Below are 26,333 nucleotides of genomic sequence, written 5' to 3'. Positions count from 1 at the left end.
AGCGTCTCGCCAGTTTGGAAGGTGCTCCTCAAAGAGGTAGCCGCGTCGAGCTGCTTCTGCAGGGTCTCAGCTTCTGCGGCATTGCCGGCCTGGCGCGCTTCGTTCAGCCGGTTCCGGATGTCCGTCACGATCGGCCCCATCGTGGCGTAAGTCTCGTTGTCCCACCCCATCTTCTGACCATCGACGGCGGCGTTCGCGGCCGAACGGCGCATGTGCATCGCAATGTAATAGTTGGCATAGCACTCGGCTTGCTTGCCGGTGACCAGATCCTGGCCGGCATACTCGACCAGGCAGGACGAACCCGGCTTCCAGGTCTTCTCGTCGTCGGTGAGGCGGTCCTCGGTCGCAAAGGTGATCCGCTGGTCCCCGAGCTGGGACTTTACGTAGTCGCGGCCCCAGCTGGCCTGGTTCGAGAGCACCGCTCCGAGGATGACCAGCAGGACCGCGATGCCGAGACCGCCTGTCGAGAGGATGATGTCGAGAGTTCGTCGCTTCATGGAAACCTCCAGATGAGCTGGTGGCCCGGGAGCCCCGTGCCGTGCCGCCGCGCGGCGGCTGCCGCGAGGTGCGCGAAGCAACCTTTGCTCCTGCAACGTTCGCGCATCAAGAAATTACTAGAGCGTGTCAACGGGGGGATGGGCCACACGGCCCGCTTTATGGCCCCCTCAGGCCACAAAACTCCGCCCGGCAGCCTCAGCCGCGGTCCGCGAAGGTGGCGAGGCCGTCGAGGTGGCAGGTGTCGTTGTGGCGTGCGATGACGAGCCGGCCGCGCCCGTCGCGCACCACCTCGGTGAAGGAGCAGTTGCCGACACGGAAGGTGCCGCGGCGGTGCAGGTCGGCGCCGAGCACGAGGTGGCAGACCGCCGCGACGACGCCGCCGTGGGTGACGGCGACGGTCGTCCCATCGAGCCGCGTCAGCCGTTCGAGCAGGGAGCGCACGCGGGCCGCGAAGGCTTCCCGGCCTTCTTCGCCGGGGAAGCGGACCGGCTCGCCGCGGCGCTGCGCTTCGAGCACGCCCGGGAAGCGGGCGCGGATCTCGGCCGGGGTCAGCCCGCTCGGCGCGCCGATGTCGTACTCGGCGAGTTCGTCCACGGTCTCCGGCGCGAGGCCGGCCTGGGCGGCGAGGACGGCAGCCGTCTCGAGGGCGCGGCGCTGCGGACTCGAGACGAGGCGGTCGATCGCGACGCCCGCCAGGCGCTCGGCGGCCCGTTCGGCCTGGAGCCGGCCGCGCGCGGTGAGGCCGTACTCGATGCGCCCCTGGAAGACGCCGGCAGCGTTCCCTTCGGATTCGCCGTGGCGGATGAGGATGAGCCGCACCGCTACTCCGTGAGGCGCCGGTAGAGCGTCGGCAGGCGGCTCGGGAGCGATTCGATGTCGGCGACGACCTCGTAGCCCATGTCTTCGCACATCGTCTTCAGGTAGTCGTGCCCGGCGCGGTCGACCGTCAGGGCGAAGGGCGTAATGCCCTCGCGCTTCGCTTCGTTGAGCGCCTGCTTGGTGTCGTGGATGGCGTACTCCTTCTCGGTGCGGTCGCGGCCGTATCCGTGGTCCTGCGGCCGGCCGTCGCTGAGGAGGAAGAGGATTTTCACCTTCGCGTCGGTCTGCATGAGCTTGAAGGTCGCGTGGCGGATGGCCGGGCCCATGCGCGTCGACCGGATCGGCGTGATCTTGTCGAGCCGGTTCTTGATCTTCTGGTCGAGCGTCTCGTCGAAGTCCTTGATGACGAAGAACTCGACGTTGTCGCGGCCGTAGCCGGAGAAGCCGTAGATGCCGTACTGGTCGCCGATGGTCTCGAGCGCGGTCATGAGGAGGACCGTGGACTCTTTCTCGAGGTCGATGATGCGCTTCGGCGGCGAGGTGAGCTCCTGCCGGCGCTTCGAAACCCACCAGCTGAGGTATTTCCGCGGGTCGTCGTCGTAATCGTCGTCGTCGTACTTCTTGTCCCGCTTGTTGATCTCCTCGTCGGTGCTCGCGGACATGTCGATGAGGAAGGCGACGGCGACGTCGCGCTCGATCTTGTTCCTGCGCCAGTAGATCTTCTCCGTCGGGTTCGCCCCGGCCCGCTTTTCGACCATCCATTCGATGGCTGAGTCGAGGTCGAAGTCCTCGCCATCGGGCAGCCGCTTGATCTTCCGGAACATCTCCGGCTTCATCAGCTCGAACTGCTTGCGGGTCTGGGCGACGAGGCCGGCGTGCTCCTTGAGCGCCTTCTCGTAGAAGCCGTCCTCGCCTTCCTCGAGCTTCGCCTCCTTCACGGCGCACCAGCGGGGCTTGTAGTCCTGCGCGCGGAAGTCCCACTCGTCGTAGTAGTAGACGGTGACGATGGGCTTGAGCGGCTCTTCGCCTTCGCCCTCGCCGGTCGAGTTGTCGCTGGTCGGCTGGCCGCCCTGGTCGCCCTTCTCGGAAGCGGGGGTGCCGGCTTCCTTCATGAGGTTCGAGAGGAACATGCCGGTCGAAGCGTCGAGGTCGCCCTCGTCCATGGCGTCGAGGTCGATTTCGACGCTCTTGGCGAGGAGCTCGGCGAGCTGCTCGGGCGTGAGCGGCATCGTCTGCTGCTGGCCGGCCTGGCCGCCCTGCGCGTTCTCGCGCAGCTTCATCAAGAGGTCGACGAGCTCGGGCTTGAAATCGCCGCGGAAGTCGATCTCCTGCGGGCTTTCGTACTCTTCCTCGCCTTCGCCGGCGCCGCCGAGCTGGGCCTGCGAGCCCTGGGCGCCGCCTTCGCCGGCCGCCTCCATCGGCATCGCCTGGCCGGCTTCCATCGGCTCCACGCTGTCCCACGAGCCCGGGTCGACGTCTTCGTGGATGTTGGGGATGGAGACGGCGATTTCGTAGAGCGCGAGGGCGGCCTCGGCGGCGTCTTCGACCGTCGCGCCGGGCGTCTGCAGGGCGGCGAGGATGCCGAGCGCGCGGCTCATCGCCTCCGCGCGGTCCCGCGGCCAGCGGACGAGGTGGAGCCCGTCGAGACTCGCGCGCACGAGGTTTTCGACGAACGCGTTGCGCAGCGGCATCATCTCGACGGGCGGTCTGCGCTCCAGCTCCTCCGCCTGCATCCTCACGAGGTGGCGGCGGATGCCGCCGTATTCGTCCTTCACGCGGGCGTCGATGCGCGCGTCTTCGGCGATGGTGAAGAGGTCGCTGGCGAGCTGCCGGTCGGGGAAGAGGTCGAAGAACGCCTCCATGTCCGTCGTGGCGGGGCGTTCGCGGTCGCGGGCGAACGCGTGCCGCCGGGTCGGGAAGACGGCGCCGGGCCGGTCGAATTCGAACTGGAAGCTGCCGAATTCGATGTGGGCCGCCTGGTGGGTGGCGAACACCTTCATCGCCGCGAAGTTGTCCTCCTTGTTCGGGAAGCGCTCCATCAGTTCCGGGAGGAAGATGGTGGTCCCGTCCGTGCTGGCGCGGTGCTCGTCGACCCAGCCGATGCCCTTCTCGGCAAGCGATTCGGCGGTCTGGATGCTGACGTTGCGCCCCGTGAGCGCCTTGCAATAGAGGCGAAGGACTTCGCCGACGCGGGAAAGTTCGACCCGCGAGGAGAGGTTCTCGAGGATATCCTCGGCGCGGGTGGACTGGAGGCGGAAGTAGGCTTCGCCGCCCTCGGCCGAGGTCTGCAGGATGCGGAGGCCGGCCTGCTGCCACGCCTCCAGCTCGTCGATGCGGATGCGCTGGAGCACCGTCGGCATCGCCGTGAGGAAGTCCATCGCCGCGAACGGCGAATACGGCGCCAGCTGCTCGGCGAGCATGATGACCTGCTGGTGGTCATTCGGGTCGACCTCGCCGAGCGCGTTGGCGGCGTCCTCGAAGTACTGGTAGGCGGAGCGCTGGTGGTGGCCGCGGGCGGCCTGCGCGGCGAGGAGGAGGAACCGCTCGCGAAGCGACGAGTGCACTTTTTCGATGAGCGGCACGCCGCGGTCGAAGTAGAGCCGCGAATCGGCCCAGGAGGTCTGCGCGAGCTCGGTCGCGAAGGTGATGAAGGGCAGCCGGTCCTCCTCTTCGAGGCGGGCGAGGACGGACGGCGCCGAGGCGAGGCAGGCGCTCGCCAGTTCGTAGCTGTGCCGGGCGAGCTCGTCGATGAAGATGATCAGCCGGGATGCCTGCCCGATGCGGAGCACGCGGAACAGTTCGGGGGCGACTTCGTAGAACTGGGCCGCGAGGGAAGAACTCTTCCAGTTGCCCTTGTAGAGCCGGCGGCCGAGTTCGGCCCAGGCGTGGATGTTGGCCGGGCCGATCGCCTCCATCGCGCCGGGCGCGGCCCGGAGGAAGGAGACGGCGAGCGGCGCGGATTCCGCCGCCATCTGGAGCGCATCGCGGCCGATCGTCTCGATGGCGTCCCAGGTCGCCTGCGGCGGGTAGTTCGCCCCGGCGCGGAAGTATTCGACCGCGGCCTCCCACGAGCGGAGGCTGAGCGCGGTGAGCTCGACACCCGTCTCGGCCCACGCCTGCAGCTGCGACGGGGTGAGCCGGTTCGCGAGGGCGCGGAGCCCCGCTTCGAACTGCTGGCCGAGCGGTGCCGGGAAGCCGGAGAGACGCTCCTGGTGGCGCGCGAGGAGTTCGGTCACGATGGACACAGGCATGGCGCGGCGGCGACCTCCTTGCCGTGGCGTGGCGCCGCGAGGGCGCGGATGGCGGTCGGCGGATGCGGGGCCCGGCTCACTGCTCCCCCGAATGTCGGACGAAGTGACGGGTCGGGTCGGGATAATCGTAGAAGACCACTTCCCCGGTTGTCGTGTCCCAGGTCGCGCAGGAGAGCTGGAAGTCGTTCCGGTGGTCCCGCGGGTCGCCGGCCGACCCGGGGTTGATGACGAGCACCCGGCCGACGCGGAGCGCCATCTTGTAGTGGGTGTGGCCGACGATCAGCGCGTCGCACTCCAGTTCCGCCGCGCGGCCCCAGATCGGCTCGTGGGGGTAGTGGTACTCCTTCCAGGGCTCCCACGGAGAGCCGTGCGTCATGACCACCTTCTTGCCGTCGACGACCCGCTCCACGCGGTACGGCTGCTGGCGGAGCCACGCGACGAGCTCCTGGTCGACCTTCGGGTTCGAAAGCGCGCGCTGGCCGTCCGGGCCGAGGATCGTCTCCTCGTGGTTGCCGAGGACGACGACGGCATCCAGCTCGCGCAGCCGGCGGACCACGTCGTTCGACCAGCGGAACTGGAAGACGCTGTCGCCGGCGCACCAGAGCTGGTCGAACGGGGCCATGAGGTCGAGCGCGCGTTCGAGGCCCTGGATGTTGCAGTGGATATCGGAGACGATGCCGAGGCGCACCCGCGCTCCCTATTCGAAGATGCTCGTCACCACCTCTTCGATGGAGCGCTGCACTTCGGAGTCGTCGGTGAGGGCCCAGGTGATGGCGACCTGGCAGGCGCGGCGGGCGGGGATGCCCTGCGCGATGAGCCGGCCGGCGTAGACGAGGAGGCGGGTGCTGACGCCCTCGCCGAGGCCGTGCTCCTTCAGGTTCCGCACCTTCTCGCCGAGGCGGGCGAGGTCCATGGCGGTGCGGTCGTCGCAGCCGGATTCGTGGGCGATGATCTGCGCCTCCGCGTCGCGCGGCGGGTAATTGAATTCGATGGCGATGAAGCGCTGCCGGGTCGAATGCTTCAGGTCCTTGAGCGCGCTCTGGTAGCCCGGGTTGTAGCTGATGACGAGCAGGAAGCCGTCGGCTGCCTCGATGACCTGGCCGAGCTTCTCGATCGGCAGCAGCCGGCGGTAGTCCGTCAGCGGGTGGATGAGGACGGTCGTATCCTTGCGCGCTTCGACCACTTCGTCGAGGTAGCAGATGGCGCCGACTTTCACTGCGCGGGTGAGCGGGCCATCGACCCAGCGGGTGCCGTCGGTATCGAGCAGGTAGCGGCCGACGAGGTCGCTGGCGGTCAGGTCTTCGTGGCAGGCGACGGTGATGAGCGGCATCCGGTGCTCGACCTCTTCGCCCGTGCGGGAGGAGACCTTCATCATCGGCCGGCCGAGGCGGTAGGCCATGTATTCGACGAAGCGCGTCTTGCCGGCGCCAGTCGGGCCCTTGAGCAGGACGGGGATGCGCTGGCGGTAGGCGGTTTCGAAGAGCTGCACCTCGTCCCCGATGGGGAGGTAGTACGGCTCTTCGTGGACGCTGTATTCCTCGACGGCGTAAATCGTTGCGCCCTGGACGGACCCGTTCTCGGCCACTGGCTAGTTCCTCCCGGCTGCGCTGCGCAGCCGCTCTTGAAGTGCTTCCCAGGCCTGCTGGATGCGCGCGTTCAGCTCTTCCAGCGTGCCATTGTTCTCGATGATGACGTGCCCGCGGCGGATGCGCTCTTCGTTCGTGAGCTGCGAGGCGATGCGGGCGCGCGCCGCCTCCGGGTCGAGCCCGTTCCGGGCCGCCAGCCGCTGCACGGCGATCTCCGGGTCGACGACGACGACCCAAATCTCGTCCACGAGGTCTTCCCAGCCGGCTTCGAAGAGGACCGCCGCTTCGAGCACGACGAGCTCGTTGCCGGCCGCTTCGAACTCGGCCAGCTGCTCGCTGGCGAGCCGGCGGATGCCGGGCCAGACGATATCGGTCAGCTTCTTCAGCTCCTCGGGCTTGCCGAAGACTTTGCCGCCGAGCACCTTCCGGTCGATCGTCCCGTCTGGCGCGACGACGTCCTGGCCGAACGTCTCGATGACCTTGCGGTAGGTGTCGGTGCCGGGGTCGTAGGTGCGGTGGCCGAGCACGTCGGCGTCGATGACGGGGATGCCGCGGTCGCGGAAGAAGGTGGTCACGGTCGACTTGCCGCTGGCGATGCCGCCCGTCAGCCCGATTACGTGCACGAAGGACTCCGGCTGTGGTGGTCTGAACTTACAGTGTACGCCCGCGGGTGGAGGGTCACAAACCGGCGTCACCGGCGGGAGCCGCTGCCTTCCGCGGCGCCCGGTTCGCCGCCGAACCGCCGCTCGAGGTAGACGTAGCCGGCGAGGACGAGCGCGCCGCCGACCGCCGCGATGACGGCGCCGAGGATGACATCGGCCGTATTGAAGCGGATGAAGAGGTAGAGGATGAAGGTGACGATGAAGCCGAACTGGAAGGCGTTCAGGTACGGCCGGAGCGCGCGGAGCATGCCGGCATTCTACGCCGGGCCGGGCGCCGCGTAGCGCGCCTCGAGCTGCGCCGCCTCATCGAGGATGTGGCGGTAGCGGGCGTGCACCTCCCGGTCGGCGGCGAGCGCGGCGGCGCGGTCGCGCGGCGTAAGCGCCCCGGCTGCCGCGAGCGCTTCGAACTCGTCGCGGTCCTCCTCGAGGAGGACGTCGCCCGGGAGCACCCACCAGTCGAGCGCGAGGTCGCGGTAGCTCACCCCGCCCGGGCCGATCGCCACATCGGCAACGGCATCGAAGCGGTGCGCGAGGAGGCCGCCGTCCGGGCCGCGCCAGCGGTAGAGGTTGTACGGGCGGCGCGCCCAGAAGTAGCCGAGCGACACGGAGCCTGGCGGCACCGCGACGGGGATATCGGGCGGGCCGCCGCCCAGCTGCATGCGGAAGCGGACGAGCGCGAACCCCCGGCCGAGGTGGAGGAGTTCCGTCGGGTACTCCCGGACCGTCCCGTCCGGCTTCACTTTCCGTTCGAGGTAGACGTCCATCGCAGCGGCTGCCCCCGCGCGCTATTCTGCCGCCGAAACCCCGTTGGAGCCCGAGCCCATGAGTGAACCCGGCTACAGCAACATCCGCTACGAGAAGCGCGATGCCATCGCCGTCATCACCATCGACCGCGAGCAGGCGCTCAACGCCATCGATGCGAAGACCTCGAGCGAGATGTACCGCGCGTGGTGCGACTTCCGCGACGATGATGCGCTCCGCGTCGCCATCCTGACGGGCGTCGGCGAGAAGGCGTTCTCGACGGGGATGGACCTCGTCGCGACCGCCCGCGGCGAGAACCAGTTCGAAGGCGGCAAGCCGGTGCCGTTCGGCGGCTTCACCAAGCGGATGACGATCGATAAGCCGATCATCGCCGCCATCAACGGCTACTGCCTCGCCGGCGGGCTCGAGCTGGCGCTCGCCTGCGACATCCGCATCTGCACGCCGGAAGCCCGGTTCGGCCTCCCCGAAGTGCGCTGGGCGATCATGCCCGGCGCCGGCGGCACGCAGCGGCTCCCCCGCGCCATCCCGCAGGCGTGGGCGAACTACCTCATCCTCACCGGCGAGCAGATCGACGCCGAGACGGCGATGCGCATCGGGCTCGTCTCGCACGTCGTGCCGCGCGAGGAGCTGATGGACCGCGCGCTCCAGATCGCGGGCGTCATCTGCGAGCGCGGGCCGCTCGCCGTGCGCGCGGCGAAAGAAGCGATCCGGCGCGGCCTCGACATGCCGCTCGAACACGGGCTCGCCTTCGAAGACCTCCTGCTCGGCCGGCTGTTCGCCAGCGAGGACGCGAAGGAAGGCCCGCGCGCCTTCGCCGAGAAGCGGAAGCCCAACTACACGGGGAGGTAGCCCATGACGCCGGCCGGCCGGCTGACGGCAGTGCTGGGCGGCTGGCTCCTGCTCGTCCTGCTGCCGGCGTGCTCCGGCGAACCCCGGCCGCCTGCCGCGCCCGCGGGCGCCGAAGCCCGCGCCGAGCGCATCCGCGAGAACGGCCTCGCCACGCTCCGGAGCCGGGTGACGGTGACCTTCGACCGCCCCGCCGAGTTCGCCGATTCGCGCATCCCGCTCGCTTCGCACTTCGAACTGCGCATCGCCCTCGCCGAAGGCGGCTCCCGCCGCCAGCTCGTCGCCGCCGCCGAGCGGAGCACCGCGAACCGGCGGGAAGTCGTGCTGACGGTCGATGCGCTCGTGACCGAAGGGAGCGTGCTGACCGTCTCGCGCCGGGCGTTCGACCCGCGGGCGAGCGGCAGCTTCGAGGTGCCGGTAGCTGCCGACCTCAGCCCGCTCGCCGCGCTCCTCGCCTCCAGCGCCCTCACGCCGGCCGACCCGGCCTTCTTCGACCCCCCGGAGGAGCGCGAGCCGGACCCGGCGACAGATGACCCGGCGGCGATGCGGGAAGCGCTCCGCCGGCACCTCGCCGTGCGCGGATCGGATGCCGCGACGAGCGCCGATGCCCTCGCCGTCTACGACGCCATCCCGGCGGCGACCGTCCCGTCGCCGAAGCTCCGCGCCGCGCTCGCGGCGCTGACGGGGACGTTCGCCGAGCCCGCGCTGGCCGACCTGCTCACCCCGGCGAACTGCACCGGCCAGCCGGCAGCGAGCATCGACTTCCGCGAGCCGCCGGGGATGGAGCGGCTGCTCGCGCGGGTCACCTCCACCGGCACGGGCGCGCGGGTGGTCTCCATTCACCCTTCCCTGCGCGGCGAGCGGTTCGAGCTGCTCATCCCGCTCCTCGCCCACGAGGCGGTCCATTGCGACCAGTTCGACAGCCGGGTCGAGGAGGTGGCCGCCACCGCCTTCGATACGCTCCTCTTCCTCCGGCTCGTCGCCGCGAACCCGACGCTCGCCGAAGAGCGGACGCGGCTGGCGCGGGAGCTGCGCATCGACGCCCTCGCGATGGTCAACAGCGGGGCAGTGCTGCCGGAGTCGATCGGCGTGCTGCGGTCGCCCGGCGTGGAGGCGGCGCTCCCCGGGACGAACGCGCCCTACCGCTCCTTCGCCGAGCTGGTGACAACGGCCTACCCGACGGTCACGGCGCTCCAGTCGCCGCTCGAGCCGCTCGCGGCGGCCTACATGGCGGCGCTGGCGGCCGAGACGGGCGCGGCGGCGGGCGACCCGTTCGACCTCCGCTACCTCGACGGCCTGCTGGCGCAGGCGCTGGACGGCGCGAGCCTCGTCGCCGTCATCCGGGCCTTCGGCCTCGAGCCGGCCGATTGACGCGCGATCTTGCCGCGTTAGCGTCGGCCCGTGCTAGCATGTGAGGAAATCCCGCGAACGTGGCCGCTCGTATCGAGATGGGGTTGAGGGACCGGCCCGGTGAAACCCCGGCAACCTGCCCGGCGGGTAAGGTGCCAAATCCGGCCTCCCGGGAGCATCCCGGGGGAAAGATGAGAGCGACTTCGCTCCGAAACACGGCCCACGCGGAACGAGGAGTTGCCGAGATGGTTGAGTTCCTGGGCCGAATGGTCATGCTCTAGCCCCTCACCCGAAGGGGCCTCCCGCACCGTCTTCGCCGCCCGTCCGCCCGCGCGTCAGCCGACGCCCTGCGCCCGCGCGGGCCCACGCTCCGAAGGGAGGAAGAGCATGAGCTTTGCCAAGAATCTCCGCTGCCGCGAATGCCACCGCGAATACCCGCTCGAAGCGCGCCACGTCTGCGACTTCTGCTTCGGGCCCGTCGAAGTCACCTACGACTACGACGCCATCCGGAAGGCCGTCAGCCGTGAGCGCATCGAGCGCGGGCCGGCCTCGCTCTGGCGCTACCGCGACTACCTGCCCTGCGATGCCGAATCGGCGATCGATATCGGCGCCGGGTTCACCCCCCTCATCCGGGCGAAGAACCTCGGCAAAGCGCTGGGCCTGAACAACCTCTACATCAAGAACGACACCGTGAACCCGACGTGGTCGTTCAAGGACCGCGTGGTCGCCGTGGCGAGCAGCCGCGCGCGGGAGCTGGGCTACGACAAGCTCGCCTGCGCCAGCACGGGCAACCTCGCCAACAGCGTCAGCGCCCACGCCGCCGCCGCCGGCATGGAGGCCGTCGTCTTCATCCCGCACGACCTCGAACTCGGGAAGGTGCTCGGCTCGAGCATCTACGGCCCGACACTCGTGAAGGTGCGGGGCAACTACGACGCCGTGAACCGGCTCTGCGCGGAGCTCGCCGGCGCCTACAACTGGGCGTTCGTGAACGTGAACGTGCGGCCCTACTACTCCGAAGGCTCGAAGACGCTCGGCTTCGAAGTCGCGGAGCAGCTCGGCTGGCGCGCGCCCGACCATTGCGTCGTGCCGATCGCCTCCGGCTCGCTCTTCGTGAAGATCCGGAAGGGGCTGCAGGAGCTCTGGAAGACGGGCCTCATCGATGAGCCCAAGACCCGGATGAGCGGCGCGCAGGCCGCCGGCTGCTCGCCCGTGGCGACGGCCTGGCAGGAGGGCTCGATGAACTTCCGGCCCCAGCGGCCGAACACCATCGCGAAGTCGCTCGCCATCGGCAACCCCGCCGACGGCTACTACAGCCTCGTCCAGCTGCAGGAGACCGGAGGCGCCTGCGGCAGCGTCACCGACGACGAAATCGTCGCCGGCATGAAGCTGCTGGCGGAGACGGAGGGGATCTTCGCGGAGACGGCCGGCGGCGTCACCGTCGCCTCGCTCAAGCAGCTCGCCGCGCAGGGCCGCATCCACCCGGATGAGCTGACCGTCGCCTTCATCACCGGGGCCGGGTTCAAGACGGTCGAAGCCGTCGCCGAGGCGCTCAACCCGCCGCTCGAAATCGAGGCCACGATGGAGAGCTTCGAGGCGGCGTACAATGCCCGCGTAGCGCAGGGAGTCGCGTGATGGCCGTCAAACGCGTCCGCTTCACATTTCCCGAGAACCTGATCCGCGAGCCGATCATCTACCGCCTCGGCCACGAGTTCCAGGTCATCACCAACGTCCGCATGGCCGACGTCGACGAGAAGACCGGCTGGGTCGTCCTCGAACTGGAGGGCGACCCGGACGAGATCGAGCGGAGCCTCGCCTGGGCGCAGGAGCGCGGCGTCCGCGTCGACCCGGTCACGGGCGACATCGTCGAAGGCTGAGCCCGCGCCTTCAGCACCGCGTCACGACGAACTTCGCAGAGGAAGGAACTGCCCACGTGCCTGTCAATGTCCGCATCCCGCAGCCGCTCCGCCCCCTCACGGGCAACCAGTCGACGGTAACCGCCGAGGGCCCAACGCTCGAGGCGCTCGTCGCCAACCTCGAATCCGCCTACCCTGGCATCAAGGAGCGGATGGTCGACGAAGCCGGCCAGATTCGCCGGTTCGTGAATATTTATGTCAATGGCGACGACGTCCGCTTCCTCGACGGCATGCAGACGGCGCTCAAGGACGGCGACGAGGTGAGCATCGTGCCGGCCGTGGCCGGCGGCGCGTAGCGGCGGGCCTTTAGGCGTTCCGCACGGCCTCTTCGAGCCGGGCCGTCGCCTCCTGGTACGACGTGCCGGGTTCGAACCGGATCGGCTCGCCGATGCTGACGCGGACGCGCGCCCGCGGGTGCGGCAGCCACTTCCCTTCGTAGAAGCCCGGGCGGAGGACGTCGATCCGCATCGGGAGGACCGGGACGCCGGTTTCGACCGCGAGCAGGCCGGTGCCGGATTTGAACGGCTGCATCGGGCCGATGACGGTCAGCTTCCCCTCGGGGAAGATGAGGACGTTCCAGCCCTCGCCGAGCATCTTCGCCACGTATTCGAGGCTTTCGCGCACGCCGGAGCCTTCCTTCGCGAAGGGGAAGGCGTTGCCGAGCAGGCTGGCGAAGAACCCCCGCAGCCGGTTTCCGAAGATGTCGCTGGCCGCGGCGGCGATCGCCACGCGCCGCCGGAAGCCGGGCGGCATGCTCCGCAGCAGCATCGCCTGGTCCAGGTGCATGTTGTGGTTCGAGATGATGAGGCAGGGCTGCTGCACCGTCGCGAACCGCTCCCGCCCGCGCACTTCGACGCTGTAGCCGAGCCGCAGCAGCGGGAAGACGAACCACGAGAGCAGCGCGTGGCGGAGCCACTGGACCGTGCGCCAGCGCGGCCACGTGGGGAACTTGCGGATGCGGACCTTCCGTTCGCCTTTGGCTACCATGCGCCGAAGCTCACCGATGGTAGTCTGCGGACCGACGTCGGCATCGTCTACGTAGACGCCGATATCATCCTCGATGGCCGAGAGCAGCTCGACCCGCGCCAGCGAATCGAGGCCGAGGTCGGCGCCGAGGTTCGTCTCGTCGGTGAGCGGCGCGCCGGGCCGGGCGATGGCCGCGATGATGCGGAGCAGCGGGTCGCCGGTTTCGATGGTCTGCACCGCCGGGGCCGGCTGCTGCTCGCGCACCCACGCCTCGACGAGCGGCCGCCGCACCTTCAGCGTGTGCGTCCGCGGGAAATCCGGCTCCGGCCACGTGCTCCACGCGAGGATCTGCTGGCGCGCATCGAGCTGCCGGTTCGCGAGACGGACCGCCTCGGCGGCTGACCCGGGCTCCGCCTCTGCGATGACGGCGTGGAGGACGACCTGCCCGTCCCGCTTCAGGCCGAGCACGACGGCGTCGGTCACGCCCGGCTGGCGGCGCAGCACCGCTTCGAGGTCCTCCGGGTAGACGTTCTGGCCGTCGGCGAGGACGATGAGGTCCTTTTTCCGGCCCTTCAGGTAGAGGTAGCCGTCCTGCAGGTAGCCGAGGTCGCCCGTGCGATACCAGCCGTCTTCGAACGAGGCGGCCGTCGCCTCCGGGGCCTCCCAGTAGCCGGTGAAGACGTTTTCGCCGCGGGTGAGGACTTCGCCGTCCTCCGCGATGCGGACCTGCTGGCCGGGCAGCGGCCGGCCGACGCTGCCGATGCGGCGGTCCTCCCGGGGGTTGATGGTGACGATGGGTGCGCACTCGGTGGTGCCGTAGCCTTCGACCACGGCGATGCCCATCGCTTCCCACTTCAGCTGCACCTCCGGGTCGATCGCCGCGCCGCCGCTGGCGACGAAATCGAGCGCGCCGCCGAACCGGGAGAGCACCGGCCGGAAGAGCAGCCGACGCGCGCGGGCGGGCAGCGGCTGGCCGATGGTGCGGAGGAAGCGGAGCAGACCGAGCCGGTGCCGGGCCGCCGCCTCCCGCTCGATGCCAGCCATGAAGAGGCTGAGCACCTGCGGCACCCCGATGATGACCGTCGGCTTCCACTCCTGCATGGTGCGGCTGAGCGAAGCCGGCTGCCGGCTCGTCGGGTAGCAGACGGCGGCCCCGGCGGCGATCGGCGCGAAGCAGCCCGCCGTCTGCTCGAACATGTGGCTGAGCGGCAGCAGCGACAGCATCCGCGTCCCCGGGCCGATATCGATGACTGCGAGCCCCGCCTCCACGTTCGCCACGATGTTCCGGTGGGTCAGCATCACGCCCTTCGGGTCGCCGGTGGTGCCGGAGGTGAAGATGATCTCGGCGAGGTCGCCCCCGGCGAGCGGCGGCCCTTCGAAGCGGCCGTCGAGCGGCGGCCGGGCGTCCTCGAGCACGATGACGGGGACCTCGAGGGCTGCAAGCGCCTCCGCCTGCGAGCGGCCGGCGAACGCGAGCTTCGGGCGAACCCGCTCGACCACCCGGGCGGCGAACTCCGGCGCGCTGCGGACGTCGAGCGGGACGAGGACGCCGCCGGCGATGAACGTGCCGAACATGGCCGCGACCCACTCGGGCTGGTTCGGCGCCCATGCGATGACCCGGTCGCCCTTCTCGATGCCCCGCGACGCGAAAAGCCGCGCCCACGCGTGCGCCCGGCGGGCGAGCTCGGCGTAGGTGTAGCGCGTCGTGCGGACACCGAGCCGCATCGTGAGCGCGAGGCGGTCCGGGTGGCGCTCTGCCGACCGTTCGAGCAGCTCGATGAGCGTGTTCATGCGGGCAGCGCGCGGGCGAATTCGCGCACGCGCAAGTCGGCATCGCAGACGATGGGGCGGAAGTGACTGAAGCAGAGGGTGTCGAAGTCCAGCTCGGCGAGCCGGCGGATGGATGCCGCCGCCTGCGCCATGTCCTGCGTGAAGAGCCGGTGCGGCAGCATCAGCCGGCCGAACCGGTACTGCATCGCATCGCCGACGATGAGCACGCCGCGCTCTTCGAAGTGGAGCGCGATGGAGCCCGGCGTGTGCCCCGGCACGTGGACGATGCGCATCCCGCCGAGCGCCGGGAATTCATCGCCATCGCGCAGGTAGACGTCGATCCGCGCCCGGCCGGGGTCGACCCACTGGAGGTACGGTTCGCAGATGCGCGCGAGGAGCGGGTGGGTGAAAGGGTTGGGCAGCGGGTCGTCGCTGTCGATGTGGTGCGCCTCGGCGAGGTGGATGCCGGCCCGCGCCGGCACCCGCCGCTGGAGCTCCGGCAGCCCGCCGACGTGGTCGAGGTGGCCGTGCGTGATGATGATGTCGGCGACGTCGTCCGGGGAACGCCCGAGTTCGCGGATCGCCTCGAGGATGCGTTCGCCCGAGCCCGGCGCGCCGGTATCGATGACGGTGATCCGCTCCTCGACGGCAAGGTACGCGCGGGACGCCCGCGTGCGCACCTGGTAGAGGCCCGGAACGACCTCGACGAAGGGGCGCAGCGGCTCGGGGCGGAGCTCCTGCCACCGCTCGTGCCAGGCGGCGCGGCGCGTTTCGGGCGGGCGGTTCATGGTCCGGGGACAGGATAACAGCAAGGGGGCGGTGCGGTGGCCGGCCGGAGGGCAGATGGAAGCAGAGCAGTAGGAGAAGGGACAGAACCGAAAGCCGGCCACCGCACCCGGGTGGGACAATGTGAAGACTATCACGAGCGAACGGCGCTCGGGAAGACGCCCGTCCATCGAAGTTTCCGCGGGCGGCGATTGAGCGCGCGCTCACCAAACCCGAACGGAATTCGCTTGCAGGCCGGGAAGCCGTCCCCCACAATCGGTGCACACGGCAGCAGCCGAACGACCCGACAGCAGAAAAAGGAACCCGCATGGCCATCAATCTCGGCGACAACGAACGCGAAGCAGCGTGGCGCAAGGAAGTGCGCGAATTCATCGAAAAGGAGGCCCCGGCCGCGCTCCGCGCCGGCGGCGAAGGCGGCGAAGGCAGCCTCTTCGCCCGCATGGGAGCCATCAAAGAGTGGCGCGACAAGCTGGCCGCCAAGGGCTGGATCGCGCCCGCCTGGCCGAAGAAGTACGGCGGCGCCGACATGACCGTCGTCGAACAGTTCATCATGAACGAGGAGTTCGCCGAGGCCGGCGTCCCGGCCAACGTCGGCGGCTTCGGCGTGATGATGATCGGCCCCACCCTCATCGAGCACGGGACCGAAGAGCAGAAGGAAGAACACCTCGGCAAGATCCTCCGCGGCGAAGTGATCTGGTGCCAGGGCTACTCCGAGCCGGGCGCGGGCTCCGACCTCGCCAGCCTGCAGACCCGCGCCGTCCGCGACGGCGACGACTACGTCATCAACGGCCAGAAGATCTGGACCACCGGCGCCCAGTTCGCGGACTGGATGTACATGCTCGTCCGCACCGACCCGGACGCGCCGAAGCACCGCGGCATCACCTACCTCCTCGTCGACATGAAGTCGCCCGGCATCACCGTCCGGCCGCTGACCACCCTCGCCGGGACGCAGACCTTCAACGAAGTCTTCTTCGAAGACGTGCGCGTGCCGGTGAAGAACCGCGTCGGCGAAGAGAACCGCGGCTGGTACGTCGGGACGACGACGCTCGACTTCGAGCGCTCGTCCATCGGCTCGGCCGTCGGCATTCGGAAGCAGCTCGAAGGGCTGATGCGCCAGGCGAAGGAGGGCAAGGAGGCGAAGTTCCGCAGCGACACCGTCCGCCGCGAGTTCGCCGACCGCTGGATCGAGGCCGAGGTGGCGAAGATGCTCAGCTACCGCGTGGTCTCGATGCAGGCCGCGGGCAAGATCCCGAACTACGAGGCCAGCATGTGCAAGCTCTTCACGAGCGAGCTGAGCCAGCGCATCGCCAACCTCTCGATGCACCTCTACGGCATGTACGGCAACGTCCGGAACCGGGCCTCGATGGGCTACATGCAGGCCGTCTCGGCCACCATCGCCGGCGGCACCACCGAGGTGCAGAAGAACATCATCGCGACCCGCGGCCTCGGCCTGCCGCGCGGCTGACCCCCACCGTTCGACCGTCATCGCGAGCCCCGGGCCGGGTGCCCGGGGCTCGCCGGTTTTCGCGCGGCGCCCGTTCGACTACAGGCCGGGCGCGGGCATAATGGCCCGCGTGGCCACCCCGCTGCGCGCACTCAGCCTCGCGGTCCGCACCGCTGAGGCGGCGGTCCTCGCCATCTCGGCATACCAGTCGGCGGTGACGCTGGCGGGCTACCTGAAGCGGCGCGAGCCGCCGCAGCCCCCGGCCGCATGGCGGCCCCGCTTCGCCCTCGTCGTCTGCGCGCGGGATGAAGAGGCCGTCGTCGCCCGGATCGTGAGCGACCTCCTCGGGCAGGAGTACCCGGCCGAGCTGCGGGACGTCCTCGTCGCGGCCCACAACTGCACCGACGGCACCGCAGCTGCCGCCGAGGCGGCCGGCGCCCGGGTCATCGAAACCTCGTCGCCCGTCCCCGGGAAAGCCTGGGCCATCCGCGCCGCGCTGGACGCCCTCGGTGAGGGCTACGACTACCTCGGCGTGTTCGACGCCGATGCGCGGGTCGAGCCCGGGATGCTGGCGGCGGTCGCACGGCAAGGCCCCGGCGCGGCCTGCCTGCAGGTCGAGACGGTCCCGGTCGGCGACCCCGAATGGATCGCCGAGGGCTACGGCTTCGGCCGCCGCGCCCGCAACCTCTTCTGGTGGCGGCCCCGCGAGGCGCTCGGCCTCGGGACCACGATCAGCGGCTGCGGCTGGTTCATCCGTCCGTCGCTGCTGCGCGAGGAGCTGCCCCGCATCACGACGCTGACCGAGGACCTCGAACTGACCGTCCGGCTGGCGCTCCGCGGCATCCCCGTCATGTACGTCTCCGCGGCGCGCGTCGCGGTGGGCGAAGCGCGCGACCTCGGGACGTCCGTGCGGCAGCGGCTCCGCTGGGTGCGGGGCCACCTGCTGGTGGTCCGCCGGCTGTGGCCCCGGCTCGCGCTGCGCGCCGTGCGCGGAGATGCGCGGGCGCTCGACCTCGCGCTCTACCTCATCGCGCCCACGCGGATGCTGACCCGGCTCGGCGCGAGCTTCGCCGCCCTGCACGCGCTGTTGCCCGTCCCGGCGGGGCTGCCGCGGGCCGCCGTGCTCCCCGTCGCCGCCGCCGAATGGGCGGTGCCGGCCGTGATCGCGTGGCGCGAGCGGCTGCTGAGTTTCAACCGGCGCGGGTTCGACCTCGCGCTGCGCCACAGCGTGCTCAGCCTGCTCTGGTTCCCCATCGGGCTGTGGGCCCTGCTGACGGCACAGGTGCAGGCATGGGCGCCGACCCGCCGAACCACTCCGGAGGTGACCCATGGCGAACCAGCGGCCGGCCGCTGACGGCGCGGCGCCCGCCTCCCCGCTGGCCGGGTGGCTGTTCGGCGGGTCGGTGCTCGTACTCGCGGGCGTGCTGTTCTTCGGCATCGCCACCCGGGTCAGCCTCGCGAACGACATCGACATCGTCGCGCGGGCGGGCATCTCCCGCGTGCTCCGCGGCGGCATCCCGGACCTCGTCGATACCTTCCTGCTCATCCTCGTGATGTTCGCGGCGTACGCCGGGGCGCTGCGGGCGCTGTGGCTCGGCTTCCGGCACGCGTTCGCGGCGGCGGCGGCCGGCATCGTCCTCTGCAGCCTCGCGATGCTCCCCGCGATGCCGCTCACCTCGCCCGATGCCGTGCACCTCGCGGCCGACGTGCGCACCTTCTGGCTCCACGGCAAATGGCCGGCCGACTTCAGCGGCACGCCGGACAAGGTGGATGACCCGGTGGCGAACGAGGTGCGCGTCTTCCGATCGAACCCGAGCGGCTACGGGCCGCTGGCGTACGTCATCGGCGGCGCGGCGCTGCCGTTCGTCGGCGATTCGTTCCGCGCGAACCTCGTCGGCCAGAAGGCGATCGCCGGCATCTTCCTGCTGGGCACGGCGCTGGCGGCCGGCATCATCGCCCGGCGGTTCGGCGGCAAGGCCGCGTTCACGGCCGGCTTCATCGGCCTGAATCCGATGATGCTGTGGCAGTACCCGGGCGACGGCCACAACGATTCGCTCATGGCCTTCTTCGGGGTCGTCGCGCTCGGGCTGGCGACGCTGCCGGCCTGGCGGGCGCGGGCCGGTGCCGCCCTCGCGGGGCTCTCCTCCGCGCTCTGCAAATATGCGCTGCTCATCGCTGCGCCCTTGCTGGCAGCCTACTGGTTCCCGCGCTGGCGGCTCGCCGTCGCCGGGGCAGCTGCGGGCCTCGGGCTGGTGCTGCTGCTCGCCTACGCGTTCGGGTTCGGCCCGGTGCGGAACGGCACCCTCGGCCCGGCCATGGCGGTCGCGCCCTCGAACCCGTGGGGCGTCATCGCCGGGCTGTTCTCCATCGAAGGGACGGGCCAGAACCGGATGGTCTTCTTCGGGTATGTCCTGGCCCTCGGCATCCTCGGGGCGGTCGCGGCGCGCCATCCGCTCTCGACGGGCCGCGACCTGGCGCGCGCAGTCGCCCTCGTAATGGGCCTGTTCCTCTTCGCCGCCTTCCCGGGCTTCCTCCCGTGGTATCTCATCTGGTTCCTCCCCTTTGCGGCCATCGGCGGCGACCGGCGGCAGCTCTGGTGGGCGGCCGCCTGGAGCGCGGCAGCCTTCCTGCCCGTTCTCGCCCTGAACTGGCAGCTCTCCATCAACCGCGCCTGGAACATCCCGGAGCCGGTTCGCTGGTCGGTCGTCCTGGCGTGGTCGCTGACGCTGCTCGCGGTTTGGCTGGGTCCGCGGCTCACGCCCGGCGCCCCCGGGGTGCGGGCCGGGGCAGGCCCGAAGCCGCGCAGCGTGCGCCGCCGCAACCTGGCCGCTCGCGAAGGTCTCCGGCGGGCCTAGGCCCCCTGCCGGCGCACCAGCCGCGTGACTTCGCGGGCGAGCGCCGGGTAGCGCGCGAGGTCGGCGCGGCGGAGCCGCCAGAGGTCGCGCCCCGGCACCGGCGCGAGCCAGAGGAAGAGGCCGATCGCCGCGAAGCCGGAAACGAGGTAGCTCGCCGTCGTCGCCCACGCCGCGCCGACGAACCCGAGCCCCGGAATGAGCGCGACCCCGAGCGCAACGCTGATGACGAGCGAGAGCAGGCCGAGCGCGAGCGCGATGCCCGGCCGCCCGAGCTGGTTCGCGAAGTAGTTGTTGAGCAGCGCCTGCGGCGCGTAGAGCAGCGTGCCGATGCAGAGGATGCGCAGCGGCAGCGCCGCCGGCCGGTAATCGGGCCCGAAGAGGAGGACCATCGCCCACGGGGCCGCCGCCGCCAGCAGGCCGGCGCCGACCGTCACGATGAGGAGCGTATGGCGGACGCCGGCGGCCGTGATGCGGGCCGCCTCCGCGCGGGACTCCGCCCCGACGCGCGCGAACGACGCCATCGCGATAGCCGACGAAAAGAGCCAGAGCGCCTCGGCCCCCGCGATGGCCGAGGCGTAGATGCCGGCACCCTCGCGGCTGTCCAGCGTGACGACGAGCAGCAGGTCGATGCGGTAGTTGAGCAGGCCCACCGCGCCGGCGAGGCCGCTCACCGCCGTGAACCGGAGCATCCCGCGCAGCAGCGCGCCATCCGGCCGGTGGCGCAGGAGCCACGTCCACCAGCCCTTGCCCCACGCGGCGAGCGGCAAGAGCCCGAGGTACTGCGCTGCCGTCCACGCGGCCAGCGCAGCGAGCGCGGTCCGTTCGCCGGCGCCGAGCAGCACGAGAAGGAGCAGCACGAACCCGACGATGACCGGGACGTTCGCCGAGAGGTTGAACGGCACGAGCTTGCCTTCGCCCAGCAGCACCCCGTTGAGCGTGTTCCGGATGATGTTCGGCGGGAGGAGCAGGCCAGCGAGGAGGCCGAGCCGGCCAGGTTCGCCCGGGAGGAGCAGCCACGCAACCGCGCCGCCCACTGCTGCGAGGATGGACGCCGCGAGAGCCGCGAGCAGCGCATTCCCGGCCACCTCGGCGGGCAGCCGCTTCCGGTTGGCGACGAAATAGCCCGTCGCCGCGCCGAGGCTCGTCACTCCGCCGACGGCCGAGGTGAAGACGACCGCCGATGCGTAGGCGCCCCGGTCTTCGACGGAGAGCGCGCGGGCGGTGAGCACCCCGATGACGGCCCACAGGAACGTCGCCCCGAAGCGGAACGCGAGCGCGACGAGGCTGCCAGCGGCGATGCCCACGCCGGCATGGTAGCGCGGCGCCGGGTTACGCCATCGAGCGGTAGGCAGCGACGAGCTGGCGGCCGACGGCTTCGACCGAGAAGTCGGCCGCGCGGACTGACCCTGCCTCGCGCAGCCGGTCGGCGAGGCCGCCATCTTCGAGCACCGCGGCGAGCGCGCTGGCGAATGCGCCGGCAAAATCCGGTTCGGCGAGCGGCACGATGACCGCGGCGCCGCCGGCGACTTCCGGGAGCGCGCCCCCGTCACTCGCGACGGCGGGCAGCCGCATCTGCATCGCTTCGAGCACCGGGTAGCCGAAGCCCTCCGCGAGCGATGGCTGGGCGAGGACGTCGCAGGCGGCGTAGAGGGGCGCGAGCACCGCATCATCGACGGGGCCGAGTTCGACGAGCCGCCCCTCGGCCTGCAGCCGGCGCACCGCCGGGAACTGGCGCGGATGCAGCCGCGCGCCGGCGCGGACGAGGCAGGCGCGTTCGAGCCCGGGCCGGGTCATCGCATCGAGCAGCGCCGGGAGGTTCTTGTACATCCCGTCGTGGCCGACGGAGAGGACGCGGGGAGCGCCCGGCAGCCGGACGCCGGCCTCCGCCAGGCGAGCCTCAGCGGCCAGCCGCTCCATCGGACGAAAGGCCGGGTCGACCGGGTTCGGGACGACGACAACCCGAGAGGCCTCGATGCCCGGCCAGCGGGCAGCGCCCGCCGCGTTGAACGACGAGGGGGCAAGGACCACGTCCGCGGCCCGCAGCCCCGCCAGCGGCCGGCGAAGGAATTGCCTTCGCGCGAACCCGGTGAGGCCATGGAAGTACCCCGGCATCGAGGTCGCGAGGACATCGTGCACCGTAACGGCGACTGGCGCGCCGGGATGGAACCGGCGGACGTGGTGGGCGAGCGGAACATCGGCCACGTGCACGATGTCGAAGCGCCCGGCGCGTGCTTCCGCGACTGCGCGCTCGCGCGCCCACGCCCACGTCCCCGGGCGGAGCGGCGATGGCGGAAACCACGGCGCGCATGCCCGGACCGCTTCCAAATCGGCCGAGCGGAGGCTGAGCGCGAGCCCGTCCGCGTAGCGCGTGATGCTGCGCCAGCGCTGCCCGGGAAACGGCTCCACGATGAGAACGCGCACAGGACGCAATCGTAGAGTGACAGCCGGCAGCGAACGAACGCCGGGGCTCTGGTAGGATGGCGGTAGCCCGGCAGCGGGCTCGAGCGGGCGGGCGTGGCGTAGTGGCAGCGCGCGACCCTTCCAAGGTTGAGGTGCGGGTTCGATTCCCGCCGCCCGCTCCAAAAAATCGAATCTGGGCTCGACGTAAGTCGAGCTTTTATTGTTGAATCACCTCAACATTTGGCTACCGTTTGGCTACGGACGCCGTGCACACCGGCGCCGCCGGCGCGCGCGGTGGAGCCCCCGGCAGGGGTCGAACCTGCGGCCGTGCGCTTAGGACGCGCCTGCTCTGTCCGCTGAGCTACGGGGGCTTTTGTCCCTCCTCACCCGCCCCGCCGCGCCCGCTCCAGTGCCCGCGCCAGCGTCTCCGTGGCGGCCCGCATCGCCTCGAGGTCGGGAGCGCCGGCGTAGACGTCGAGGGTGAACGACGCCCGCGTGTGGCCGAGCACCTCGGCGATGACGCGCGGCGGCGCGCCGTGCTGCGCCATCAGTGTCGCCGCGAGGTGCCGCAGGTCGTGCAGCCGCAGACCGACGCCGGCGCGCCGGGCGGTTCGCGTCCACCAGTGGGTGACGACGTCGGGGCGCACTGGCAGCCCGTCCAGCGTGATGACCCAGTCGCCGCCCTGCCACCCGGCGCCCGCGGCGAGCCGCTGCTCGAGCTGCAGCCGGCGCCAGTCGCGCAGGGCCTCGACAGCCGCCGGCGCGACGGGAATCAGCCGCGCGCCGGCGCGCGTCTTCGTCGGCCCTTCGACGACCTGGCCGCGGTAGGTGGTGGTGCGGGTGCGCCGGATGGCAGCGGTGCCGCGGTCGAGGTCGAGGTCGGACCACTGCAGGCCGCACAGTTCGCCGCGGCGCATGCCGGTGTGAACGATGAGGAGCCCGGCGGCGCGCCACGGCTGCGGCTCGGCAGCCACGGCGTCGAGAACGCGCGCGATGACGTTCGCATCGGCGGCGAGCTGCCGTGGCGGGGCCGACGGCACGTCGACGGCCTGCGTGACGGCGCGGCCGACGAGCTGGAGGCGGACGGCGTCGTTGAGGGCGCGGCCGAGGATGCGGTGGTGGCTGGCGACGGTGGCCGGCGCGAGGCCCTCAGCCAGCCAGCGGCCGTAGATGGCCTGGACGTGGGCGGGCCGGAGCTGCTGGAGCTGGAGCCGTCCGAACGCCGGGATGAGCCGGCTTTCGACGCTGGCGCGGTAGCGCTCGAGCGTCGTCGGCCGGAGCTGCGGCGCGCGCTGGGCGAGCCACTGGCGGAGCCACTCGGCGACGGTGATGCGGCTCGGGTCGACGGCGAGGCCGGTTTCGTGCTCGTGGATGAGCTGGGCGAGCCTGGCCTCCGCGTCCCGCTTCGTGCCGTGGAACGTCTCGGAGCGGCGCCGCCGGCGCCCGGTCATCGGGTCGCGGTCGAGCTCGATGGAGATGCGCCAGGCGAGGTTGCCGCGACGCTGGATGCTCCCGCGCATGATGGGTCTCCCTACAGCTACTGAGACGGCATCGGCGGCTCTTCCTTCAAAGTCGTTTGGAGCCGTTGGAAGGCCTGCTGCAATCGAACCTCATTCTCGAGCTTGCAGGCGTCCTTGATGCCTGCTGCATCCGACCGGACTCTCTCCAGCCAAAGACCCATGCGGTAGGCGTAGACCTCGAGCGCCGCGGGAGGTGGTTGAGCGGGGAGCACCGCGGCGTCTCGAAGTTCGTCGGCCCTCGAGCAGACCATGCTCCACAACGGTTTCATGCCCGTCCTCCGCGAAGCTTCGAGCTCCTTCTGAATGTCGGTGATGGGCTTGACCATTTTCCCGACCTGGACGGTCAGCAGGTCCATCCACTGAGCGACAGAGACGGTCGCCGTCGGTGTGGGTGGCGCGACCGTCACTACCGGCTTCGTGTCCTTGTCACCGCCGCAGCCGCTGCCCACCGCGGCAACGGCGGCGACGAGGACCAGCGACAGGTGCAGACGCAGCGACATAAACATCTCGCGGCGGCGTTTGGGGAATGCTAGCATCGCGGCAACCTCCCGAACAGGTGTTCTATGCAGACGGTGGTCGTTGTGGTCCTGGCTGACGCGGCCGACGCTTGCCGGGTCGAGAACGCGCTGCGGGCGGCGGGGATTCGTCTCGCCGTTCCGCCGCGTGCCGCGCCCGGGCCTCACGCAGCTCGAGCAATCCGAGCGCTGTGTGACGCATCACCTGAAGCTCCTCGTCCGTGAGCTCCGACAGGAGCGGGAACAGGGCGCGGAGCGAGGACGGGACCAGTTCCCGGTCGGCGGGTAAATCCCCGGGGACGGGGTGCCCTGCTGCCCGCAACACGTCCGTGAGCGGGACGTGGAGGACCTGAGCAATTCGGGCACAGGAATCCGGATCTGGAACCACCAGGCCATGCCACCAGCGATTCACCGTTGAGGGACTGACACCCACGTACGTCGCAAGCTGCGACTGGGTCATCCCCACTTCCGAACAGGCCCCCTGGAGCCACGCAGCGAACGTCACGCACTGACTCTAACGCTCTCTACCGTTCCTGTGACGAAAACGTTGACATCCCGCATGTGGAAGGCTACCGTTGCAGGCATGCACGATTCCCCGACCTGCAACGGAAGCCCTTGCCTGCGGGAGCTGTTCGACCAGCGTGGTTTGAAGCTTACGTGGGCGGCTGAACAAGTCGGCATCTCCAGGAGCTACCTTTCGAGCATCGTTCACGGCCGCCGTCGGCTGACGCCGCCGACTGCGGCGCGCCTTTCCACCCTCCTCGGCATCCCGGAGGACGAGCTGATGGCTGCGGCCGGGGAGCGGCAGCCGTGAGCGCGGACGCGGAGTTCGTCAGCGTGGCCGACGCGGCAGCCCGCCTCGGCGTGTCCCGGGGATTCCTCTACGAGCTCCTCCGCCGGCGCGAGGACGGTGTGCCGGTAGTCCCTCAGCTCCGTCTCGGACGGAGAGTCGTCATCGCCCGTTCATGGCTGGACGGGCTGACCGCCAGCGCCGGGGTGCGCCAGGCGGCAGCCGGTGAGCAACTCCCTTCATCCCCCGCAGGCGCCGCGCTCACCGGCTGCCGCCCGGTCCATGCCGGGGAGCAGTAGCAGGAGGAACAGTATGACGACGACGACAACCGCCCGCCGCGGCCGGCCCATCACCGAGGCCGGCCTCCTCGAGGAGGCGCGGGTCCAGGCCCTCGCCCTCCGGCAGGAGCTGGCCGCGCACGACCAGTGGGAGGCGGCCGCCCTCGAGGTGGCCGAGCTGCTCCTCGCCGAAGGGCGGCTGCTGGAGACGCGCCGCGTCATCCGCCGGCTTCGCCTTCGCGACCGCTGGGAGAACGCCCGGCACGCGGAGATCGACGACGTCTGGCAGGGGGCAGGAGCGTGAGCGCCCTCGCCACCCTCGCCATCCAGTTCATCCTCGTGGGTTCGGCGCTGCTCATCGGCGCCGCCACGCTGCGCGACCTCCTCCGGGAGGTGCGCCGATGAGCCGTCTCTTGCTGGCCAACTGGGTGCCAGCCTCAACCGCTGACTACTCCGCCGCGCGACGGACGGCGCTGGACTACGAGCGCCGGTTCGGCTGGTGGTCCCCGGACGAGGAACGGGCCATGGAGTGGGGCATCGATGTCCGCGCGCCGCTGGCTGAGGTCTGCACACCGTACGCCCTCTGGCGCGGCGGCTGGCTGGAACTGCGCGCCGCCGCCTGGATGGGGAGGAACTGACACCATGAACCAGCATCTTTCACTGCCGCTGGACGACCCGACAACCGGTCCCATCCCGCCCGGTGACATCGAACCCCTGTGCGCTGAGATCGAGCGCCGCGCCCGGGACATCGCCCGGTGCGTCGAGCTGATCGCCGACGTGGACCCGTCGGAGATGCGGGCCGTGCTGGCGGCGAGCGGCTGGCTCCACCTCGCCGCCGGCCACCTCTCGGAAGCCTCCGAACGGCTGACGGCGCTCGGCCTCCGGGCCGCGCGGCGTGTCGTCGCAGCGCAGCAGGCAGGGGAGGGCCACTAGCATGTTGACGCCAGTTTCACAGATGACCGTTGGCACGCTTGCCAACGGAAAACTCGACCTCAGAGCGGGCTACCCGGCGCAGGTTTTGATCGTGGCAGTGGGCACCATCGCACAGAACGGCTGGACGGTCCAGGTTACCTCAGAGTGGGCTGTTTGTGAGTCTGACGACGGCAAGCGGGAGGCGATGCTCGTGCTGGCGGGGCCGCTTCTTCTGATGATCCTCAGCACTATCGACCGCGATGTGGCAGCCTGCTACCGCCTCCACATCACCAGGAAGTCCCAGCTCCAAAAAGCCGCGCGGTTCGTGGTGCGGCTCATTGAACGCCACCTGAAGGGGGATCGGCAGGATGACTAGTCAACCGCACCTCCACGTCCGCATCCGCCGCGGG

Annotated in this window: 28 protein-coding genes, 2 tRNA genes and 1 riboswitch (1 of these 31 running past the window's edge); of the genes, 14 read left to right on the top strand and 16 right to left on the bottom strand. The window is 70.6% G+C overall.

What is annotated here, in order from left to right; all coding sequences use genetic code 11:
* From N2041_RS14900 to N2041_RS04010, 8 genes are all read right to left on the bottom strand, one after another.
* A protein-coding gene (locus N2041_RS14900) for a hypothetical protein (RefSeq protein WP_367187683.1) crosses the window boundary here: on the bottom strand, positions 1-497 show its 5' portion. 268 nt of this gene lie to the left of the window's left edge; 497 of the gene's 765 nt are visible here — the first part of the coding sequence; its start codon is at positions 495-497; the stop codon falls past the left edge of the window.
* A 196-nt stretch (positions 498-693) separates the two neighbouring features.
* Positions 694-1,317 carry a histidine phosphatase family protein gene (locus N2041_RS04040; RefSeq protein ID WP_297676069.1) on the bottom strand — a complete coding sequence of 208 codons (624 nt, stop codon included), beginning with the start codon at positions 1,315-1,317 and terminating at the stop codon, positions 694-696.
* A gap of 2 nt (positions 1,318-1,319) precedes the next feature.
* Positions 1,320-4,568 (bottom strand): VWA domain-containing protein, encoded by a 3,249-nt coding sequence (locus N2041_RS04035; RefSeq protein ID WP_297676067.1) that lies wholly within the window; start codon positions 4,566-4,568, stop codon positions 1,320-1,322.
* A gap of 76 nt (positions 4,569-4,644) precedes the next feature.
* The gene (locus tag N2041_RS04030) at positions 4,645-5,256 is read right to left on the bottom strand and encodes a metallophosphoesterase (RefSeq protein WP_297676065.1); all 612 of its coding nucleotides are present in this window, start codon (positions 5,254-5,256) and stop codon (positions 4,645-4,647) included.
* A 9-nt stretch (positions 5,257-5,265) separates the two neighbouring features.
* Entirely contained in the window at positions 5,266-6,153 is an 888-nt protein-coding gene (locus N2041_RS04025; protein ID WP_297676063.1) for a CbbQ/NirQ/NorQ/GpvN family protein, read from the bottom strand.
* A 3-nt stretch (positions 6,154-6,156) separates the two neighbouring features.
* Entirely contained in the window at positions 6,157-6,777 is a 621-nt protein-coding gene (gene coaE, locus N2041_RS04020) for a dephospho-CoA kinase (protein WP_297676061.1), read from the bottom strand.
* 68 nt (positions 6,778-6,845) lie between these two features.
* Positions 6,846-7,064, bottom strand: a complete 219-nt coding sequence (locus N2041_RS04015; protein ID WP_297676059.1) for a hypothetical protein — start codon at positions 7,062-7,064, stop codon at positions 6,846-6,848.
* 9 nt (positions 7,065-7,073) lie between these two features.
* Positions 7,074-7,580: a DUF402 domain-containing protein gene (locus tag N2041_RS04010; protein WP_297676057.1), complete on the bottom strand. Its 507-nt coding sequence runs from the start codon at positions 7,578-7,580 to the stop codon at positions 7,074-7,076.
* A gap of 58 nt (positions 7,581-7,638) precedes the next feature.
* On the opposite strand from N2041_RS04010, the gene N2041_RS04005 reads away from it, so the two are divergent.
* From N2041_RS04005 to N2041_RS03985, 5 genes are all read left to right on the top strand, one after another.
* Positions 7,639-8,427 carry an enoyl-CoA hydratase-related protein gene (locus N2041_RS04005; protein WP_297676055.1) on the top strand — a complete coding sequence of 263 codons (789 nt, stop codon included), beginning with the start codon at positions 7,639-7,641 and terminating at the stop codon, positions 8,425-8,427.
* Between the two features lie 3 nt (positions 8,428-8,430).
* Complete coding sequence (locus tag N2041_RS04000; RefSeq protein ID WP_297676053.1) at positions 8,431-9,795, top strand: hypothetical protein; 1,365 nt, start codon at positions 8,431-8,433, stop codon at positions 9,793-9,795.
* Positions 9,796-9,861: 66 nt separating this feature from the next.
* Positions 9,862-9,972: riboswitch (SAM riboswitch) on the top strand.
* A gap of 189 nt (positions 9,973-10,161) precedes the next feature.
* Positions 10,162-11,406: a threonine synthase gene (thrC, locus tag N2041_RS03995; RefSeq protein WP_297676051.1), complete on the top strand. Its 1,245-nt coding sequence runs from the start codon at positions 10,162-10,164 to the stop codon at positions 11,404-11,406.
* The gene (locus N2041_RS03990; RefSeq protein WP_297676049.1) at positions 11,406-11,648 is read left to right on the top strand and encodes an NIL domain-containing protein; all 243 of its coding nucleotides are present in this window, start codon (positions 11,406-11,408) and stop codon (positions 11,646-11,648) included. The genes thrC and N2041_RS03990 overlap by 1 nt, the downstream gene beginning before the upstream one ends.
* Positions 11,649-11,704: 56 nt before the next feature.
* The gene (locus N2041_RS03985) at positions 11,705-11,983 is read left to right on the top strand and encodes a ubiquitin-like small modifier protein 1 (protein WP_297676046.1); all 279 of its coding nucleotides are present in this window, start codon (positions 11,705-11,707) and stop codon (positions 11,981-11,983) included.
* Positions 11,984-11,993: 10 nt separating this feature from the next.
* On the opposite strand, the gene N2041_RS03980 is transcribed toward N2041_RS03985, so the two are convergent.
* Both N2041_RS03980 and N2041_RS03975 read right to left on the bottom strand, forming a co-directional pair.
* Complete coding sequence (locus N2041_RS03980) at positions 11,994-14,444, bottom strand: AMP-binding protein (RefSeq protein WP_297676044.1); 2,451 nt, start codon at positions 14,442-14,444, stop codon at positions 11,994-11,996.
* On the bottom strand, positions 14,441-15,211 hold the full coding sequence (locus tag N2041_RS03975; RefSeq protein ID WP_297676042.1) for an MBL fold metallo-hydrolase: 771 nt from the start codon (positions 15,209-15,211) through the stop codon (positions 14,441-14,443). Before N2041_RS03975 ends, N2041_RS03980 begins: the two co-directional genes overlap by 4 nt.
* A gap of 305 nt (positions 15,212-15,516) precedes the next feature.
* Between N2041_RS03975 and N2041_RS03970 the strand changes: the two genes are divergently transcribed.
* The 3 genes from N2041_RS03970 (at position 15,517) to N2041_RS03960 (ending at position 19,508) form a co-directional block, all read left to right on the top strand.
* A complete protein-coding gene (locus N2041_RS03970) occupies positions 15,517-16,674 on the top strand; it encodes an acyl-CoA dehydrogenase family protein (protein ID WP_297676040.1) in 1,158 nt (385 codons plus the stop codon).
* Between the two features lie 109 nt (positions 16,675-16,783).
* A complete protein-coding gene (locus tag N2041_RS03965) occupies positions 16,784-18,007 on the top strand; it encodes a glycosyltransferase family 2 protein (protein WP_297676038.1) in 1,224 nt (407 codons plus the stop codon).
* The gene (locus tag N2041_RS03960) at positions 17,982-19,508 is read left to right on the top strand and encodes a hypothetical protein (RefSeq protein WP_297676036.1); all 1,527 of its coding nucleotides are present in this window, start codon (positions 17,982-17,984) and stop codon (positions 19,506-19,508) included. Before N2041_RS03965 ends, N2041_RS03960 begins: the two co-directional genes overlap by 26 nt.
* Here the strand turns inward: N2041_RS03960 and N2041_RS03955 are convergent.
* A complete protein-coding gene (locus N2041_RS03955; RefSeq protein ID WP_297676034.1) occupies positions 19,505-20,812 on the bottom strand; it encodes a polysaccharide biosynthesis C-terminal domain-containing protein in 1,308 nt (435 codons plus the stop codon). The two genes, N2041_RS03960 and N2041_RS03955, sit on opposite strands and share 4 nt — an antisense overlap.
* A 25-nt stretch (positions 20,813-20,837) precedes the next feature.
* Positions 20,838-21,929 carry a glycosyltransferase gene (locus N2041_RS03950; protein WP_297676032.1) on the bottom strand — a complete coding sequence of 364 codons (1,092 nt, stop codon included), beginning with the start codon at positions 21,927-21,929 and terminating at the stop codon, positions 20,838-20,840.
* 87 nt (positions 21,930-22,016) lie between these two features.
* Here N2041_RS03950 and N2041_RS03945 point away from each other — a divergent pair.
* Positions 22,017-22,090 (top strand) — tRNA-Gly (locus N2041_RS03945).
* A 113-nt stretch (positions 22,091-22,203) separates the two neighbouring features.
* Here N2041_RS03945 and N2041_RS03940 read toward each other — a convergent pair.
* The 4 genes from N2041_RS03940 to N2041_RS14895 form a co-directional block, all read right to left on the bottom strand.
* Positions 22,204-22,279 (bottom strand) — tRNA-Arg (locus N2041_RS03940).
* A 12-nt stretch (positions 22,280-22,291) separates the two neighbouring features.
* Positions 22,292-23,428, bottom strand: coding sequence for a site-specific integrase (xerC, locus tag N2041_RS03935; protein ID WP_297676030.1), 1,137 nt, complete (start codon positions 23,426-23,428; stop codon positions 22,292-22,294).
* Between the two features lie 17 nt (positions 23,429-23,445).
* Positions 23,446-23,964 (bottom strand): hypothetical protein, encoded by a 519-nt coding sequence (locus tag N2041_RS03930; RefSeq protein WP_297676028.1) that lies wholly within the window; start codon positions 23,962-23,964, stop codon positions 23,446-23,448.
* 25 nt (positions 23,965-23,989) lie between these two features.
* Entirely contained in the window at positions 23,990-24,448 is a 459-nt protein-coding gene (locus N2041_RS14895) for a helix-turn-helix domain-containing protein (protein ID WP_367187682.1), read from the bottom strand.
* Positions 24,449-24,526: 78 nt separating this feature from the next.
* Between N2041_RS14895 and N2041_RS03925 the strand changes: the two genes are divergently transcribed.
* The 5 genes from N2041_RS03925 to N2041_RS03905 all read left to right on the top strand — a co-directional run bounded on the left by N2041_RS03925 (position 24,527) and on the right by N2041_RS03905 (position 26,299).
* Positions 24,527-24,757 carry a helix-turn-helix transcriptional regulator gene (locus N2041_RS03925; RefSeq protein ID WP_297676026.1) on the top strand — a complete coding sequence of 77 codons (231 nt, stop codon included), beginning with the start codon at positions 24,527-24,529 and terminating at the stop codon, positions 24,755-24,757.
* 288 nt (positions 24,758-25,045) lie between these two features.
* Positions 25,046-25,315 (top strand): hypothetical protein, encoded by a 270-nt coding sequence (locus tag N2041_RS03920; RefSeq protein ID WP_297676024.1) that lies wholly within the window; start codon positions 25,046-25,048, stop codon positions 25,313-25,315.
* A 97-nt stretch (positions 25,316-25,412) separates the two neighbouring features.
* On the top strand, positions 25,413-25,649 hold the full coding sequence (locus tag N2041_RS03915; protein ID WP_297676022.1) for a hypothetical protein: 237 nt from the start codon (positions 25,413-25,415) through the stop codon (positions 25,647-25,649).
* A 4-nt stretch (positions 25,650-25,653) separates the two neighbouring features.
* The gene (locus N2041_RS03910; RefSeq protein WP_297676020.1) at positions 25,654-25,944 is read left to right on the top strand and encodes a hypothetical protein; all 291 of its coding nucleotides are present in this window, start codon (positions 25,654-25,656) and stop codon (positions 25,942-25,944) included.
* Between the two features lies 1 nt (position 25,945).
* Entirely contained in the window at positions 25,946-26,299 is a 354-nt protein-coding gene (locus N2041_RS03905) for a hypothetical protein (protein WP_297676018.1), read from the top strand.
* Positions 26,300-26,333 lie beyond the last annotated feature (34 nt).

Origin of the sequence: Tepidiforma sp., from assembly GCF_026419595.1 — a bacterium.
GTDB lineage: Bacteria > Chloroflexota > Dehalococcoidia > Tepidiformales > Tepidiformaceae > Tepidiforma.
The sequence above is the reverse complement of the archived record's forward strand: the minus strand, read 5'-3'. Positions and strand labels throughout refer to the sequence as shown.